A 13,867-nucleotide genomic window follows, 5' to 3' on the forward strand; every position below is an offset into this window, starting at 1 on the left:
GGCTTTCTGATCGAGGAAGCCGATAAATGTCCAGTTACCTGCCCACGTTGAAACAGCTGCAATATCTGGTTGCGCTGAAGGAACAGGGCCATTTCGGCAAGGCGGCCGATAGCTGCTTCGTCACCCAGTCGACCCTGTCGGCGGGCATCCGCGAACTGGAATCGCTGATCGGCGTGACGTTGGTGGAGCGGACGCGGCGGGTTGTGCGCTTTACGGCGCTGGGCGACCGGATCGTGGAGAAGGCGCATCGCGTCCTGCGCGAGGCGGAGGAACTGGCGGCGATCGCGCAGGCGTCGGGCAAGCCACTGAGCGGGGAACTGCGCATGAGCGTGATCCCGACCATCGCCCCCTTCCTGTTGCCGCGCCTGCTGCCCCGGTTGCGGAGCGATCGGCCCGAACTCAAACTCTATCTGCGTGAGGAAACGAGCCAGGCGGCGATCGAATCGCTGCGCCATGGTAATGTCGATTGCGTGCTGCTGGCCCTCCCCTTCCCCATGGGCGACATGGAGAGCGAAATCCTGTTTCAGGACCGGCTCTATGTCGCCTTTCCCAAGGACGAGCCGACCAATCCGCCCGAATGGATCGACCCGGACATGATCGACGAGAGCAAGCTGCTGCTGCTGGAGGACGGGCATTGCCTGAAGGACCATGCGCTGGCGGCATGCAACCGGCCTGACCTGCGCGCCAGCACGACGATGATGGGCACGTCGCTGCACACGCTGATCCAGATGGTCGACAATGGGCTGGGCGTGACGATGATCCCGGAAATGGCGATCGCCAGCGGGATATTGGAGCATACGAACATCACCGCGCGGCCCGTGGATTCGGCACGGTCGTCGCGCGATATCGCGCTGGTGTGGCGGCGTAACAGTCCGCGCGAGAAGGAATTTCACCTGCTCGCGGGGATTTTGCGGGATGCGGCGGTGACCAGTTGCCGGTTGCCCGAGGCGGCCTAAGCCGTCCAGCCCTTCGCTTTCGCCTCATCCTCCGCGCGGGCGGCGACCCATGCGGTGGCGCCGTCGGCGAAATGCTCCTTCTTCCAGAAGGGCGCGTCGGATTTCAGCCAGTCGATCAGGAAGGCGCAGCTTTCCAGCGCGGCGGTGCGGTGGCGGGACGCGGTGCCGACGAAGACGATGCGCGCGCCCGGTTCCAGACGGCCGAAGCGGTGGATGATGCTGACGCCCAGCAGCGGCCAGCGGGCCAGCGCTTCGTCCACGATGCGGTCGACCTGCGCCGCCGTCATCGCCGGATAATGTTCCAGCTCCAGCGCGATCAGGCTGCCCTCGCCCCGTACGATGCCGGTGAAGCTGGCCACGCCGCCGCCGCCCAGTGCTTCCAGCGCGGTCAGTTCAGCGGCGACGTCGAAATCCTCCGCCTGGATCGCGATCCGCTTCATCCGCCGGTGACCGGGGGGAAGAGCGCGACTTCCTTGGCATCGCCGATGACGGTGTCGAGCGGCACGAAACGCTGGTCGATCGCGGCGCGCAACTTGGCGGGATCACTCAAAACTTGCGCATAGCCGCCGCCGCGCGTGGCCAACTGCGCGATCAGGTCGGCGACTGTGACGCCCGGCGCCGGGCGTTCCACCCGCTCCTCGTCATGGCCGATGCTTTCGCGGACCCAGGCGAAATAGACGATGGTGATCACATCGTCAGTCCATATGCTTGATGCCGACGCGCAGATAATCCCAGCCAGTGATCAGCGTCAGAATAGCGGCGGCCCAGAGCGTGGCGATGCCGACCAGTTGCACGAAGGGGAAATGCGGGACGGCGCCGGCGAGAATCAATGCGCCCAGCGCGATGATCTGAAAGGTCGTCTTCCATTTTGCGAGGCGGGATACCGGGACCGACACCTGCAAGCCCGCCAGAAATTCGCGCAGGCCCGACACCGCGATCTCCCGCAGCAGGATGATCATCGCGGCGGCGATGTGGATGCCGGCAATATCGCGGGTCGCCGCCAGCATCAGAATGACCGCGCCGACCATGATCTTGTCCGCGATCGGATCGAGGAACACGCCCAGTTTCGACACGGTCCCCTGCGCACGGGCCAGATAGCCGTCGAAATAGTCGGTAATGCCCATCAGGCAGTAAAGGCCGAAAGCCAGCGCATAGCCGGTGGTCCAGCGCGCGCCCAGCTCAGCCGGCCACAGGAGTGCCACCAGCAGCGGCACGGTGAAGATGCGCGAAAGCGTCAGCAAATTGGGCAGCGTCAGCATGGCCGCGAAGTGCCACAGTCCGGGTCGGGGCACAAGCCAGACTGTATCCCGTTCAACGCTATTGGACATGGACGTCGCCAGCGGCTAGACCCCGCCCCGGTCGCTAACGGGAAAGAAGACCCCCTTATCCATGCAAGCCTCTCTCAGGCTCTTGAACAAGCGCCGTTTTCTGCCGCTTTTCATCACTCAGCTGCTGGGTGCGTTCAACGACAATCTGTTCAAGAACGCGATGGTGCTGTTCGTCGTGTATCAGGTGTATAACGACGAACGGTCGGAAACCTGGTTCAGCGCGCTGGCCACCGGCGTCTTCATCCTGCCCTTTTTCCTGATGTCCGCGCTATCAGGCCAGTTGGCCGACCAGCGCGACAAGGCCGTCATCATCCGATGGGTGAAGGCGGCGGAAATCGGGATCATGGTGGTGGGCGCGACGGGACTCGCGCTGATCTGGAGCGGGATCGCCATCCATACGCTGGCCATACCGCTGCTGCTGGCCGCGCTCTTCGCCATGGGCATTCACTCGACCTTTTTCGGCCCGATCAAATATGCGATCCTGCCCCAGCATCTGCATGACGACGAAGTGTTGGGCGGCACGGGGCTGGTCGAGGCCGGCACCTATATCGCGATTCTGGCCGGCACGATTCTCGCCGGCATCATCCCGGTTCAGGTCGCCGCCGTCGGCATCATCATCACCGCGCTGATCGGCTATGTCGCCGGGCGCAAGGTGCCGCCGGCCCCGTCGCTGCTGGAAGCGCAGCCGATCGATTTCCACATCATCCGGTCCTCGGTCAGGCTGGTGCGCGGCACGATGCACATCCGCCGGCTGTTCCTGGCGATCATGTCGATCAGCCTGTTCTGGGCGGTCGGCTCCATCCTGTTCATCCAGTTTCCGCCGCTGGTGAAGAATGTGCTGACCGCCGACAAGCCGGTCGCCAGCCTGTTCCTCGCCATCTTCTCGATCGGCATCGCCATCGGTTCCATCGCGATCAACCGGCTGTTGCAGGGCCATGTATCGGCCAAATATGCCCCCGCCTCCGTCATCGGCATGGGCCTGTGCATCGTCGCCTTCCACATCGTGTGCGATCTGTGGACGCCGGCCGCCAATGGCCAGATGCTGTCGCTGACGGGCTTCCTGGCCCATCCGCTCGCCATTCCGCTGTCCTTCTGCCTGCTGGGCGTCGCGACGTTCGGCGGCATGTTCGTGGTGCCGCTCTACGCCTTCCTGACCACCACGGTCGAAAAATGCGAAGCCGCACGCACCGTGGCAGCGAACAATATCGTCAATTCCGGTGCGATGGTGATTGGATCGCTTTGCGCCATTGGCCTCAGCATCGCAGGCGTATCGGTGGTGATGCAGTTGCTGCTGGTCGCGATATTGACGCTGCCCTGCGCGGCCATGGCCTGGGCGCTGCACAAGGCCTGTGACGGCCCCTTATGCCATTGACCGGCTGCCCGGTCCGCTATTCAGAAAATGAAGCTGTAGAAGGCCGTGAAAAAGGCCACGAAGCTCAGGCCGAACAGCTTCCAGTCGCTGTCGTCATTGCTAAGGCGCCTGGCGCGCGCGGAGCCTTTTTCGGCCACGCGCAGCACATGGGCCGGCAGCCGCTGGCGAAAAGGATGGCGGGCCGATTCGGTGGTGAGGACGAGAGGTCGGTTTCGCATGACCACGGGTTAACGAAATATTTACCATTAAGGCCAGTGCATTTTGTGGTTAAAATCGGCCTGTCCCGGTGCGGGACAGACTTGACTGTATGATGTGAATAATACAGCATGAACGAAGAGATGAACGAGTCCCACCCTGTCGATGCCCCCGCCGCGTCGGAACGCCCCTTTGGCGCCGGCCCGCCCAGCGCTTTCGCGCGTCCAACGCCCTGGCGCCGACGGGTGCAGATTGCCGGATGGGTGGCGGCGGCCGGCCTGGCCGTGCTGATGATCATCATCGCCTGGCTGGCGGTCACGGCGCCGCTATCGCGATCGCTCAAGCCCATCGCTCCGCCCGCGATCAGCCTGATGTCGGCGGACGGCCATCTGATCGCCCGACGCGGCGCGGTGATCGACAAGCCGGTGACGGTCGCGGAACTCCCCGCCCATGTGCCGCAAGCGTTCATGGCGATCGAGGACAGGCGCTTCCAGAGCCATTGGGGCGTCGACCCGCGCGGCATCGCGCGCGCCATGTGGCATAATATCTGGTCGGACGGATCATCGCAGGGCGGCAGCACCATCACGCAGCAGTTGGCAAAGGGCGTGTTCCTCTCCAGCGACCGGACCTTCGGCCGCAAAGCGCGCGAGGCGCTGATCGCGATGTGGCTGGAAGCCTGGCTGACCAAGGATCAGATCATGGAGAGATATCTCTCCAACGTCTATTTCGGCGACAATGTGTACGGGCTACGCGCCGCGGCGCTGCATTATTTCAACCGGTCGCCCGACCGGCTGACCATTCCGCAAGCCGCGATGCTGGCGGGGCTGCTGAAGGCGCCGTCGCGCCTTGCCCCCACGTCCAACCTGAAGGGCGCACGCACCCGCGCCGCGCTGGTGACGCAGGCGATGGTCGATGCCGGCTATATCAGCCAGGCGGAACGCAACGCCCTGCCCCCAGTCCGCCTCAACGTGCATGACGATCCCGATCCGACCAGCGGCACCTATTTCGCCGACTGGGTACTGCCGCAGGCGCGCGACCGGGCCGGCGCCGTCTATGGCGAGCAGGAGGTGGCAACCACGCTCGACTGGCGTATCCAGCGGCTTGCCGAAGCGGCGATCCGTCGCGCCCCGCTGGGCGGGGCACAGGCGGCTTTGGTGGCGATGAAGCCCGACGGCAGCGTCGTCGCCATGGTCGGCGGCAAGAATTACGAGAAGAGCAGTTTCAACCGTGCGGTGCAGGCCAAGCGTCAGCCGGGGTCGACCTTCAAGCTGTTCGTCTATCTGGCCGCCTTTCGCGCGGGCATGACGCCGGACGACATGATCGACGATACGCCGATCACCACCGGCACATACCGCCCGGCCAATCATAGCGGCAAATATCGCGGGCGCATCACCCTGCGCCAGGCTTTTGCCGCGTCCAGCAATGTCGCGGCGGTGCGGCTGACGCAGAAGGTCGGCGTCGACAATGTCATCAAGGTCGCCCGCGACCTGGGCGTCACCGCGCCGCTGACCGAGGATCTGAGCCTGGCGCTCGGCACATCGGAAATTCCGCTGGTGGAGTTGGTGGAGGCCTATGCCTCGGTCGCGGCGGGCGCCTATCCGGTGGTCGCCCATGGCCTGCCGCCGGAGGAACAGGGTTGGTTCGAGAAGCTGATGCAGCGCCAGCGCAAGTTCAGCGACGATCAGCTGGAAATGATCCGCGACCTGCTGTCGTCCGCCGCCAATCGCGGCACCGGCAGCGCGGCGGCGCTGCGTACCAGCACTTTCGGCAAGACCGGCACGACGCAGGACAGCCGCGATGCCATCTTCGTGGGCTATGCAGGCGGGCTGGTGACGGCGGTGTGGATCGGCAATGACGACAACGCCCCCCTGCCCGGCGGCGCGGCCGGCGGCGGCGTACCCGCGCGCATCTGGCGCAATTTCATGAGCGGCGCGATCAACGAGCCGGTCGAGGATACATCCGACGCCGAGCAAGACCCCGATCTGGTCAACGCCATCGCCAATATCACGGTGGAAACCGGCATCGGCAATGTTGGCGTGGGCGTGGATGAAGGCGGGATGACGGTGAATATCGGCGGAGGGCAGATACGGTTGCCGATCGACCAGCGCCCGCCGGTACCGTCTGACGGCGCACCGCCGCCCCGGATCGCGCCGACGCAGCCGGGCGAAGGCGAGGATGGTGGGCCGTAGTAGGGATTGGAGACGAGGCAATGTCATCACCCTATAATGCCACCCGGCGTAACCGGAATATCGGGACATCGAAGCAGGGCCATGGCGCTGACAACCGCATGGTCATCCCGCGCTTGCCAGGCGAACGGCAAGGATGTGCCGCGCAAATTGGCGCGCACGAAAAAGTGCATCATGATGTAAATGGCAGGCTGGTCACTTTCATTGTCGAGCAAACCAATGGTGGTTGTGCCCACGCATCTACTGTCGCCGACCTGACCTTCATGCTGTCTCACATTCCGCCGGCAGATTGGGCTGGACTGAAGACCTTTGTCTTTCGACAACCCACGCGCAAGGCACGAATGCTCAATCCCGTATGGGGCCGCCTCTATTATGAAGCAGACATCGCATTCAGCGGAACCAACACCGTATTGAGCGGGCCGACGCTATTTCTGGAAGCTGTCGAGGCTGGGAGCATCATGAAATGGTCTACCAGCCTCGATCGTGAAGATAGCGAGGAGTTGGACAGGCTACGATCCGATGGCCATGCCGTCAGCCGAACAGGCAGGAATTATCTGATCTCGACCAGTCTGGAATCCTTGCGAACCACGCAATTATACCGAACACTGCTGCATGAAATCGGCCATTGGTTCGACTGGCTGTCGAAGGTCGAAACGCCTGCGGCCCGAGGCGAGGACATTGGCGACCTCATCGACCTGTATTTCGCGCGTCCACGTAGTGAGCGCGAAGCCTTCGCACATCGTTATGCCGATACCCTGCGGCACAGCTTGTCCGATAATGGCCTGATACCGTTCGAGCGGATCGAACGATAAGGGCAGCGTAGCAGCCTCGCCCAAACGATACCAGCAGCGCCACCCAAAAAGAAAAAGGCCCCCGCATTGCGGAGGCCCCTTCCCTGATATTCGCGATAAGCGAACCGATCACATATGGATCGGCTTGCCGCGCACGGCCATGGCCGCTTCCTTGATCGCTTCGCTGTGCGTCGGGTGCGCGTGGCAGGTATAGGCGATGTCTTCGCTCGACGCGCCGAATTCCATAGCCTGCGCCGCCTGCGCGATCATCGTGCCGGCAACGGTCGCGATGATCCACACGCCCAGCACCTTGTCGGTTTCGGCGTCGGCGATGATCTTCACGAAACCGTCCGGTTCGTGATTGGTCTTCGCGCGGCTGTTCGCCATCATCGGGAATTTGCCGACCTTGATCGCGCCCTTTTCCTTGGCCGCTTCTTCGGTCAGGCCCACGCCCGCGATTTCCGGCTTGGTGTAGACCACCGAGGGGATCACGTCATGGTTCACGATGCCGGTCAGGCCCGCGATATTCTCGGCCACGGCAATGCCTTCGTCCTCGGCCTTGTGCGCCAGCATCGGACCGGGGATGACGTCGCCGATCGCCCAGACGCCCGGAACCTTGGTCGCGAAGTCATGATCGGTTTCGATCTGGCTGCGCGCATTGAGTTCCAGACCGATCTTGTCGAGGCCAAGCCCTTCGGTATTGGGACGGCGACCGATCGACACGAGGACGACATCGGCCTCGATCTTTTCAGCATCGCCACCGGCGGCCGGTTCGACGGTCAGGGTCACGCCCTTCTTGCCGACTTCGGCGCCCGTGACCTTCGTGCCGAGCTTGTACTCGAAGCCCTGCTTCTTGAAGATCTTGTTGGCTTCCTTGCGGACTTCGCCGTCCATGCCGGGCAGGATCTGGTCGAGATATTCGACCACAGTGACCTTCGCGCCCAGGCGCTTCCACACGCTGCCCAGTTCCAGACCGATGACACCGCCGCCGACGACGACCAGATGGCCCGGCACCTTGTCCAGTTCCAGGGCGCCGGTCGAATCGACGATCTTGCCGCCTGCATTATCTACCGCGACGCCCGGAAGCGGCGCGACCGACGAACCGGTAGCGATCACGATATTCTTCGCCGTCACCTTTTCGCCGTTCACTTCGACGGTGTTGGCACCGGTGAAGCTGGCCATTCCCTTGAGCCAGGTCACCTTGTTCTTCTTGAACAGATATTCGATGCCGCCGGTCAGGCCCTTGATCGCGTCGACGCGCTGGCCCTGCATGGTGGGCAGGTCTAGGCTCATCTTGTCGATCTTGACGCCCAGCTTGGCGAGCGCGCCGTTGGCGGCCTCGTCATAGAGTTCCGACGCGTGCAGCAGCGCCTTGGACGGGATGCAGCCCACGTTGAGGCAGGTGCCGCCCAGCGTTTCGCGGCTTTCGGCGCAGGCGGTCTTGAGGCCAAGCTGCGCCGCGCGGATCGCGGCGACATAACCACCGGGGCCGGCGCCGATTACCAGGACGTCATAGTCGAAGTCACTCATTTCACGAATCTCCCACGCGACCCAGCTTGCTCAGATTACAGCCGGTGCCGCGACATTCCGCCAGACGGTCGGAAAGAAATTGGATACGGCCGCGCGTCGTGCTGAGCGCGCAGTCGATATTAACGGCGTTCGAATTGCCTTCGCTGCGATAGCATTGCTTGTCCCGCGCGGCGATCCAGCCACGCTGACCATCACGCAACACCTGCTTTTGGGCCGGGTTCAACAGCTTCATCAACGCCACGTAATTTTCATTCAGCTGGCGATCCAGGTCCATATAGACCTTGGCGAAGCAATAGACGTTGTCGAACCCGTTCCGAGGCGCATCGCAACTGGCGGCATAGGCGGAGACGGGCAACAGAAACGCAATCGCTACGGCAATTCCAAATTTTCTCATTCCGTCCTCCATCCTATGGCCGCCTTATGCCTGCTGACCTCTTACAGGTCGATCAGCAGACGGGTCGGATCCTCGATAGCGTTCTTCACCGCAACGAGGAAGGTCACCGCTTCGCGACCGTCGACCATGCGATGATCGTAGCTGAGCGCCAGATACATCATCGGACGCGCCACGATCTGACCATTGCGGACGACCGGGCGTTCCTCGATGCGATGCAGGCCCAGAACCGCCGACTGGGGCGGGTTGATGATCGGGCTGGACAGCAGCGAACCGAACACGCCGCCGTTGGAGATGGTGAAGGTGCCGCCCTTCATATCTTCCATGGTCAGCTTGCCTTCCTTGGCCTTCTTGCCGAAGCCGCCGATGGTCTTTTCGATGTCCGCGACGCTCAGCGCCTCGGCATTGCGGATGACCGGCACGACGAGGCCCGTGGGCGCCGACACGGCGACCGAGATGTCGCAGAAGTCGTTATAGACGATCTCGTCGCCTTCGATCTGTGCGTTCACGCCCGGAATGTCGCGGAGCGCCATGCAGACGGCCTTCGTGAAGAAGCCCATGAAGCCCAGACGGACGCCATGCTTCTTTTCGAAGAGATCCTTATATTTGGCACGCGCTTCGATGATGTTGGTCATGTCGACGTCGTTATAGGTCGTCAGCAGCGCAGCGGTGTTCTGCGCTTCCTTCAGACGCTTGGCGACGGTCTGACGCAGGCGGGTCATCTTGACCCGTTCCTGCTTGCGGCTGGGGCCAGCGGCAGGCGCGTCGGCGGCAGGCGCAGCGGCAACGGCACCGGCAGCAGCCTTGGCAGTACCAGCGGCGGCGGCGGCGGTGACGTCGTCCTTGGTCAGACGGCCGTCCTTGCCGGTGCCCTTGATCTTGCTGGGGTCAAGGCCATGTTCCAGCACCAGACGGCGAACCGCCGGCGACAGGGTCAGGTTGCCGCCATCTTCGTCGTCCGAAGCGGCAGGGGCCGAGGCGGCCGGTGCCGGCGCAGCGGCTTCCGCCTTGGCGGCGGGTGCAGCAGCGGCAGGCGCGGGCGCGGCAGCGGCCGATCCGCCTTCGTTCACATAAGCCAGCAGCGCGCCGACTTCGACCGTGTCGCCTTCCTTGGCGATGATGTCGCCCATGACACCGGCGACGGTCGAAGGCACATCGACCGCGACCTTGTCGGTTTCGAGGGAAACGATGGGCTCGTCGACCTTGACGGCTTCACCGGGCTTTTTGAGCCACTGGCCCACGGTTGCTTCGGTAACGGATTCGCCCAGAGTTGGGACTTTGACTTCGGTAGCCATGAGCTTGATCAGCCTTTCTTCTGGCGACGGATTTCTTCACGGACGCTGTGACCCAGCGCATCGGCGACGAGGGCACCCTGTTCGGACACATGGCGCGACGCCAGGCCCGTGGCGGGCGAAGCGGACGCCTTGCGACCGGCATAGCGGGCGCGCATCGGCGCCTTGCCGGCGTTAGCCAGCGCTTCCTCGATATAGGGTTCAACGAAGAACCATGCGCCGTTGTTGCGCGGTTCTTCCTGACACCAGACGACCTCTTCCAAATTGGTCATGCGCTCGATGCGCTTGGCCAGGGCTTCGGTCGCGAACGGGTAGATTTGTTCGATACGAACGATCTGCACATCGCTGTCGCCGGCGGCGTCACGGGCGTCCATCAGGTCGTAGAACACCTTGCCCGAACACAGGATCAGGCGCTTGGTATCCTTGTCCGCCGACCCGTTGGGGTCCGACAGGATGCGCTTGAAGTGCGTCTGGCCCAGGAAATCCTCGGCCTTGCTGACCGCGCCCTTGTGACGCAGCAGCGACTTGGGCGCCATGATGATGAGCGGCTTGCGGAAGGGCCGCAGCATCTGACGACGCAGCGCGTGGAAGTAGTTGGCCGGGGTCGTGATGTTCGCGACCTGGATATTGCCTTCGGCGCAAAGCTGAAGGAAGCGTTCCAGACGCGCCGAGCTATGCTCCGGACCCTGCCCTTCATAGCCGTGCGGCAACAGGCAGACGAGCCCGTTGGAACGCAGCCATTTGGTTTCCGACGAAGCGATATACTGGTCGAAGATGATCTGCGCACCGTTGGCGAAATCGCCGAACTGCGCTTCCCAGATCACCAGAGCCTTCGGATCGGCCAGAGCATAGCCATATTCGAAGCCCAGCACGCCATATTCGGACAGCGGGCTATCCAGCACCTCGAACCGGCCATGCGGCACGGTCGACAGCGGGATATATTTGTTTTCGCTGTCCTGATCGGTCCAGACCGCATGACGCTGGCTGAAGGTACCGCGTCCGGAGTCCTGACCCGACAGGCGCACGCCATAGCCTTCCGACAGCAGCGAGCCGAAGGCCAGAGCCTCACCGGTCGCCCAGTCGAAATTCTCGCCGGACTTGAACATTTCCGCCTTGGCAGCGAGCACGCGCGTCAGCGTCTTGTGGACGTTGAGCCCTTCCGGAACGGTCGTCAGCGTCTTGCCCAGGCCGTCGAACAGCTTGTTGCTGATCGCGGATTCGACGCTCTGGCGCGAGGTTTCCGCGTCGGCAGGCTTGTGCAGGCCCGACCAGCGACCGGCGAACCAGTCCGCCTTGTTGGACTTGTAGCTCTTGGACGCTTCGAACTCGTCTTCCAGATGATTGACGAAATCGCCCGTCACCTTGTTGACATAGTCGTCGTCGACCACGCCTTCATTCTTCAGCCGCGCCGAATAAACGTCGCTGACCGGCGGATGCTGGCGGATTTCCTTGTACATCAACGGCTGGGTGAAGCCCGGCTCGTCGCCTTCATTATGGCCGAAGCGGCGATAGCACCACATGTCGACCACGACGTCGCGATGGAAGGCCTGACGATATTCCATCGCCAGCTTCGTCGCGAAGGTCACGGCTTCGGGATCGTCGCCATTGACGTGCAGGATCGGCGCCTGAACACCCTTCGCCACGTCCGACGGATAGGGCGAGCCGCGCGAGAATTGCGGGCTGGTGGTGAAGCCGATCTGGTTGTTGATGATGAAGTGGACGCAACCGCCGGTATTGTAGCCGGGGACGCCCGAGAAACCGAGGCATTCCCACACGATGCCCTGGCCCGCGAAGGCCGCGTCGCCATGGATCAGCACCGGCAGTACCTGGTCATGCTTGCCCAGATCGTCGCGGAAGGTCTGCTGCGCACGAACCTTGCCCAGCACCACCGGATCGACGGTTTCAAGGTGCGACGGGTTGGGGACCAGCGACATGTGGACCTTCACGCCGTCAAATTCACGGTCGGTCGAGGTGCCCAGATGATATTTCACGTCACCCGAACCGCCGACATCTTCGGGGTTGGCGGTGCCGCCCGAAAATTCGTGGAAGATGACGCGGAAGCCCTTGGCCATCACATTGGCCAGGACGTTCAAGCGGCCGCGATGGGCCATGCCGAACACGATCTCGCGCACGCCCGAAGAGCCACCATATTTGATGACCGCTTCCAGCGCGGGGATCATGGATTCGCCGCCGTCCAGACCGAAGCGCTTGGTGCCGACATATTTGCGGCCCAGGAACTTCTCATATTGTTCGCCCTGGATGACCTTGGCCAGGATCGCCTTCTTGCCCTCGGGCGTGAAGATGATTTCCTTGTCCTTGCCTTCCAGACGGTCCTGAAGGAATTTGCGCTCCGCCACGTCGGCGATGTGCATATATTCCAGGCCGACATTGCCGCAATAATTGGCGCGCAGGATCGATACGATCTCTGCCACGGTCGCATATTGCACGCCCAGCGTGCCGCCCAGATAGACCTTCTTGGCGGGATCGGTCAGGCCGTGATATTCCGGCGTCAGATCGGCCGGCAGGTCACGCTTGGTCAGACCCAGCGGATCGAGATTGGCGGCCAGATGCCCGCGCACCCGGTAGGTGCGGATCAGCAACTGCGCGCGGATGGCGTCGTCGGCGGCGGCAACGGCGTCGGTGTCCGACACGGCCTTGCCCGCGGCCTTGGCGGCGGCCTTCACGGCAACCTGCATCTGCGTGGGGTCCATTGCCCCGGTCAGATCATCGGTCTCGCTCAGCGGCCAATTGTCGCGCGCCCAGCTTGGGCCTCGCTCTGTCTCGAATTCCTGGTTCTCGTAACCCATTACCCTAATCCCATCCCAGCCGCGTGCAGTCGCGGAGCGGGAAAATAGCGGCCGGGGTGCAGCCCGGCCGCGTCATATATAGGGGCTGATTAGCCCTTCAGCACTTCGACCAGCGTCGAACCCAGCTCGGACGGGCTGGCAGCAACCTTGATGCCGGCTGCTTCCATCGCCGCGATCTTGCTTTCCGCGTCGCCCTTGCCGCCCGACACGATCGCGCCGGCATGGCCCATGCGACGGCCCGGAGGCGCCGTACGGCCCGCGATGAAGCCGGCCATCGGCTTCTTGCGGCCACGCTTGGCTTCGTCGATCAGGAACTGGGCAGCCTGTTCTTCCGCGTCGCCGCCGATTTCACCGATCATGATGATCGATTCGGTCGCGTCGTCGGCCAGGAACAGCTCCAGCACGTCGATGAAGTTGGTGCCGTTGACCGGATCGCCGCCGATGCCGACGGCCGTGGTCTGGCCCAGGCCGGCGTTGGTGGTCTGGAACACGGCTTCATAGGTCAGGGTGCCGGAACGCGACACGACGCCGACCGAACCCTTGGAGAAGATGGAACCGGGCATGATGCCGATCTTGCACTCGCCGGGCGTCAGGACGCCGGGGCAGTTCGGGCCGATCAGGCGCGACTTGCTGCCCGACAGAGCGCGCTTCACGCGGACCATGTCCAGAACCGGGATGCCTTCGGTGATGGCGACGATCAGCGGGATTTCCGCGTCGATCGCTTCCAGGATCGAGTCGGCCGCAAATGGCGGCGGCACGTAGATGACCGAGGCGTCGGCGCCGGTCTTGCTCTTGGCTTCCGCGACAGTGTCGAAGATCGGCAGGCCGATGTGGCTGGAGCCACCCTTGCCCGGCGTCACGCCGCCGACCATCTGGCTGCCATAAGCCAGCGCCTGTTCGGTGTGGAAGGTGCCGGTGGCACCGGTCATCCCTTGCGTGATGACCTTGGTATTCTTGTTAATCAAAATGCTCATTGACGGTCTGACCCTTCAATTCCACCCCGGCGAAGGCCGGGGTCC

Annotated in this window: 13 protein-coding genes; 4 read left to right on the forward strand and 9 right to left on the reverse strand. The window is 63.2% G+C overall.

The window, feature by feature from the left end:
- The first annotated feature begins 26 nt into the window (after window positions 1-26).
- Window positions 27-956 carry a hydrogen peroxide-inducible genes activator gene (locus F4U95_RS04030; protein ID WP_150424661.1) on the forward strand — a complete coding sequence of 310 codons (930 nt, stop codon included), beginning with the start codon at window positions 27-29 and terminating at the stop codon, window positions 954-956.
- Here F4U95_RS04030 and F4U95_RS04035 read toward each other — a convergent pair.
- The 3 genes from F4U95_RS04035 to pgsA are packed head-to-tail and all read right to left on the reverse strand — an operon-like array spanning window position 953 to window position 2,215.
- Window positions 953-1,396: a molybdenum cofactor biosynthesis protein MoaE gene (locus F4U95_RS04035; RefSeq protein ID WP_150424662.1), complete on the reverse strand. Its 444-nt coding sequence runs from the start codon at window positions 1,394-1,396 to the stop codon at window positions 953-955. The two genes, F4U95_RS04030 and F4U95_RS04035, sit on opposite strands and share 4 nt — an antisense overlap.
- Window positions 1,393-1,647, reverse strand: coding sequence for a molybdopterin converting factor subunit 1 (gene moaD, locus F4U95_RS04040; RefSeq protein WP_120249469.1), 255 nt, complete (start codon window positions 1,645-1,647; stop codon window positions 1,393-1,395). The genes F4U95_RS04035 and moaD overlap by 4 nt, the downstream gene beginning before the upstream one ends.
- 4 nt (window positions 1,648-1,651) lie before the next feature.
- Window positions 1,652-2,215 carry a CDP-diacylglycerol--glycerol-3-phosphate 3-phosphatidyltransferase gene (gene pgsA / locus F4U95_RS04045; RefSeq protein ID WP_120249468.1) on the reverse strand — a complete coding sequence of 188 codons (564 nt, stop codon included), beginning with the start codon at window positions 2,213-2,215 and terminating at the stop codon, window positions 1,652-1,654.
- Between the two features lie 130 nt (window positions 2,216-2,345).
- Here pgsA and F4U95_RS04050 point away from each other — a divergent pair, with 130 nt between their 5' ends.
- On the forward strand, window positions 2,346-3,656 hold the full coding sequence (locus tag F4U95_RS04050; RefSeq protein WP_150424663.1) for an MFS transporter: 1,311 nt from the start codon (window positions 2,346-2,348) through the stop codon (window positions 3,654-3,656).
- 20 nt (window positions 3,657-3,676) lie between these two features.
- Here F4U95_RS04050 and F4U95_RS04055 read toward each other — a convergent pair whose 3' ends face one another.
- On the reverse strand, window positions 3,677-3,874 hold the full coding sequence (locus F4U95_RS04055) for a hypothetical protein (protein ID WP_120249466.1): 198 nt from the start codon (window positions 3,872-3,874) through the stop codon (window positions 3,677-3,679).
- A gap of 108 nt (window positions 3,875-3,982) precedes the next feature.
- Between F4U95_RS04055 and F4U95_RS04060 the strand changes: the two genes are divergently transcribed.
- Together F4U95_RS04060 and F4U95_RS04065 are read left to right on the forward strand one after the other, a co-directional pair.
- Window positions 3,983-6,040 carry a transglycosylase domain-containing protein gene (locus F4U95_RS04060; RefSeq protein WP_150424664.1) on the forward strand — a complete coding sequence of 686 codons (2,058 nt, stop codon included), beginning with the start codon at window positions 3,983-3,985 and terminating at the stop codon, window positions 6,038-6,040.
- Window positions 6,041-6,060: 20 nt separating this feature from the next.
- Window positions 6,061-6,849 (forward strand): hypothetical protein, encoded by a 789-nt coding sequence (locus tag F4U95_RS04065; protein ID WP_150424665.1) that lies wholly within the window; start codon window positions 6,061-6,063, stop codon window positions 6,847-6,849.
- A 108-nt stretch (window positions 6,850-6,957) separates the two neighbouring features.
- Here F4U95_RS04065 and lpdA read toward each other — a convergent pair whose 3' ends face one another.
- The 5 genes from lpdA to sucD form a co-directional block, all read right to left on the reverse strand.
- A complete protein-coding gene (lpdA, locus tag F4U95_RS04070) occupies window positions 6,958-8,358 on the reverse strand; it encodes a dihydrolipoyl dehydrogenase (protein ID WP_150424666.1) in 1,401 nt (466 codons plus the stop codon).
- A gap of 1 nt (window position 8,359) precedes the next feature.
- Window positions 8,360-8,752: a lysozyme inhibitor LprI family protein gene (locus tag F4U95_RS04075; RefSeq protein WP_120249463.1), complete on the reverse strand. Its 393-nt coding sequence runs from the start codon at window positions 8,750-8,752 to the stop codon at window positions 8,360-8,362.
- Window positions 8,753-8,793: 41 nt separating this feature from the next.
- A complete protein-coding gene (gene odhB / locus F4U95_RS04080; protein ID WP_120249462.1) occupies window positions 8,794-10,044 on the reverse strand; it encodes a 2-oxoglutarate dehydrogenase complex dihydrolipoyllysine-residue succinyltransferase in 1,251 nt (416 codons plus the stop codon).
- 8 nt (window positions 10,045-10,052) lie between these two features.
- Window positions 10,053-12,848: a 2-oxoglutarate dehydrogenase E1 component gene (locus tag F4U95_RS04085; protein WP_120249461.1), complete on the reverse strand. Its 2,796-nt coding sequence runs from the start codon at window positions 12,846-12,848 to the stop codon at window positions 10,053-10,055.
- Between the two features lie 89 nt (window positions 12,849-12,937).
- Entirely contained in the window at window positions 12,938-13,822 is an 885-nt protein-coding gene (gene sucD / locus F4U95_RS04090; RefSeq protein ID WP_093013212.1) for a succinate--CoA ligase subunit alpha, read from the reverse strand.
- Window positions 13,823-13,867: the final 45 nt, after the last annotated feature.

Origin of the sequence: Sphingobium limneticum, from assembly GCF_008710165.1 — a bacterium.
In the GTDB taxonomy this organism is placed as follows: domain Bacteria; phylum Pseudomonadota; class Alphaproteobacteria; order Sphingomonadales; family Sphingomonadaceae; genus Sphingobium; species Sphingobium limneticum.